The 2,961-nt window shown below is 31.5% G+C and carries 1 protein-coding gene; it reads left to right on the forward strand.

The genetic code is table 11. The features are described 5' to 3' along the window. The first annotated feature begins 344 nt into the window (after positions 1-344). Positions 345-2,708 (forward strand): hypothetical protein, encoded by a 2,364-nt coding sequence (locus NI464_RS15615; RefSeq protein ID WP_253139497.1) that lies wholly within the window; start codon positions 345-347, stop codon positions 2,706-2,708. The last annotated feature ends 253 nt before the right edge of the window (positions 2,709-2,961 follow it).

A 2,961-nucleotide genomic window follows, 5' to 3' on the forward strand; every position in this document is an offset into this window, starting at 1 on the left:
AATAGACGGAAACGATTTGGTCTAAGAATGAATTTAATTGCTGGAATGGTGAACTGGACGCTCTTAAATTAACTTTCGCAAGAGATCTAATTATAAAATTCAAAACCTAAAGTCCAAAAGGATTTTAGGTTTTTTTTCATCTGAAGAAAGGGAAAGGGATAGTGAGGAGCTAAGAAAGAATTCATTTTTAGTGAATTTTATTTCGCTTAATCTAATTAAAATATTAAAGAATAATAAAAATAATTTGTATGAATATTGGTTTTATTTTGTGGAATAATGTTAATTAATTAACTGAATAACAACTCTTTAAAAGAGAGTAAAGTTACGTAAATCAAGGGGTTTGGATGGCTATAAATATATATTTACCTAAAATTTCAAAGGAAGAGATGTTTGATTTGCTTGGAGATAGATATAGCGTTAGCTATGATGAAATTAAACAAGAGGATCGGCGCCAAAACTTTCTTATTTTTCGTGATTCAATAAATCTCATTCAGCACTATGATCAGTGGCTTGTAAGGATTAAAAATGATGTTAGATCTGCTGAGATAATATTTAAAAAATTGAACGAGATTCAAAGAAATCAGTTCTTAGGTGAGATACGCACTTTGCAATATTCCTCTGATTTATTACCTGACTGGCAAGGGGTGGAGATTTTTTCTTGTACAAAGTTTATGCAATATATGCTTGAGTCTGAAGTTGATGGAAAGTGGGGTGGTCAAAGAAATGTGGTCGCACTATTCAATGAGACTTTTAAACTAAATAAATTTTGTACGAATAGTGCTATGAGTCTGGAAGGTGTTTTAGATGAGGATCTAGCAAAGAGATATTCTGAAATATCTGAAATGTTAAAAGCAAAAATAAAAACAGATGAAGAGGTTAAAGAAACCTTTAGTTTTTCTGATGAGGAAGAGGATTACTTTCAATATTTTAATCGTACGTTAGATCAATTTGGGCAAATGTATGTAATGTGCTTAGATATCAAGCTATACGCCTCTTTCCAAGATGCTTCAAAGAGCTATGATAATTTATTTAAATTACTTAATGCTAAAATAAGTATAGTACATCAGCTGATTGGTCAAATTGAGAATTTGCAAAGTTCCTTATTAAGATTGGAGCCAATGCAGGAGATAGGCATAAATTTGCATTGCGTATTAATGTTCAATTGTAAGGTCTCTAATTTTTCAGAAGATGGAGTTATTGCTCAATTGGATAAAAAGCTGAAAAGAATGCCTGGATTTTCTTCAGCAAATTACGATATTAAAAATTGGGGGAATATTCTGCGTAAATATCGTGATCGTAAGGCTACAGGTCTTATTAAAAATAATGAAGAATCTCGTTATAGTTGTTGGTATTGGGTCTACAGTTATTTTTTTAGCGTGAATCAAGTAATTGGGTTGAATCTTGAAGCATGTGAAAAAACTCATATTATTGAGGTGCTTCCAATAGGTTCTTTGTTTTTGTCCCCAAATACTTTTCAGAAAATATTAGAGCCTGTTGTAAAAGAACCAATTTCATTTGCTGAAATACAAGTTGATATTAAAACTAAAAAAATAATAGATCTCAAGCATCTTCCTCAAGTTGCACAAGACTATCTTAATAAAGTTAAATTGATGGATCTCCCGTCAGCTTTATTCCCAATTAGCCATAATGATAAAACGACATATGACAGTTTGCTCTATTCAATAGAATTTTTTTGCGAAACATTGAAAACCGTTATCCCAAAATTATTCAATTTTGTTGATACAGCTAGTATTTCTAATAAGAATCGTTCACTCAAGTTTTATGGCGATAATCTGACTCGTTTAGGCTGTATTTGGTTTACCCTTTTGGAGCAATTAAAAATTGAGTGCAGTTCTTTTTTGCTCCTAACAACGATTGATTACACTTCGGAAAATATGAATGCATTTAAAAATTTTCTTCAAAATTATGAACAGCGAATCTTGGGACTGTATGAGCAACCAATAACAGCTGAAACAATCCATGAGCAAGAAGATATCTTGAAAAATTTTAAATCAAGACTAAGCGAAGATTTGTATAAAATGCATCTTAAATATCTAGATAAAACATTTAAGAAATTATCAGATTATGCTTTCTTTCTTCTTGAAGAGGATGTACTTGTTCATCGAGTCCATATTCAATTTTATGGTATGGATACGGGTTATTTGAGTAAAAAAGAGCAATCAGCAATTTTGACAGAATTTCTCCGTGTTGGTCGCTCAACGCAACCATTACGTTGGTTAAGAGGATATATACTCCGTTGGGATGAAAAAGTATTCGAAATCGGAAAAAACAATACATTGTACGCAGATCTGACCTTGATTTTTAAGTATGAATCGAATTTACAAGGCATTAATATTCAAGATAATCTAAATAACTCTTTAGAAAAATTTATCCATAAATATAATAAAAAAACTATAAATTTTAAAAACTTAATGGATGTTGCGACTTTTGGGGGTATAAAGATTGATTACCGTTTGGATCATCGGGCTATGCTAGATGGAATTAGCGAGCTTTCAGCAATATCTTTAAAAATAGAGACTACAGACAAAGTGACTAGGAAAGCATTTATAGAAAGCTTTTTACCATACATATGTTACAAGAGCTTATTTAGTTCATTAAGCGAGTGGAGCATAAAAGAGAAAAGATTCACCACAGGACAAAAGCCTAAATCAAAGCACAGACCTGTTATGAAAAAGGATAATGAGTAGTCATGGCTCAATGAATTTTTTTGTACGTCTTTTCTCTAAAAATTTGATAAAAGCGTTGCATAACTTTAGCTTCATCAAAAACGATGAATCACCTAGGATTTATTAGGGTTAAATGTTTCCACATTTCTATAAACCCTAGGGAATTCTTTTGTCTGAAAAGCTGTATGATCCTAGCCAAGATACTGGACAATCGGTCCCTCTAAAGATAGTTTAATTTTAATCTTTGGAGATGTAAAAATGGCTAAACGCTTTA

Origin of the sequence: Acinetobacter lwoffii (assembly GCF_024129685.1) — a bacterium.
Lineage (GTDB): Bacteria > Pseudomonadota > Gammaproteobacteria > Pseudomonadales > Moraxellaceae > Acinetobacter > Acinetobacter lwoffii_X.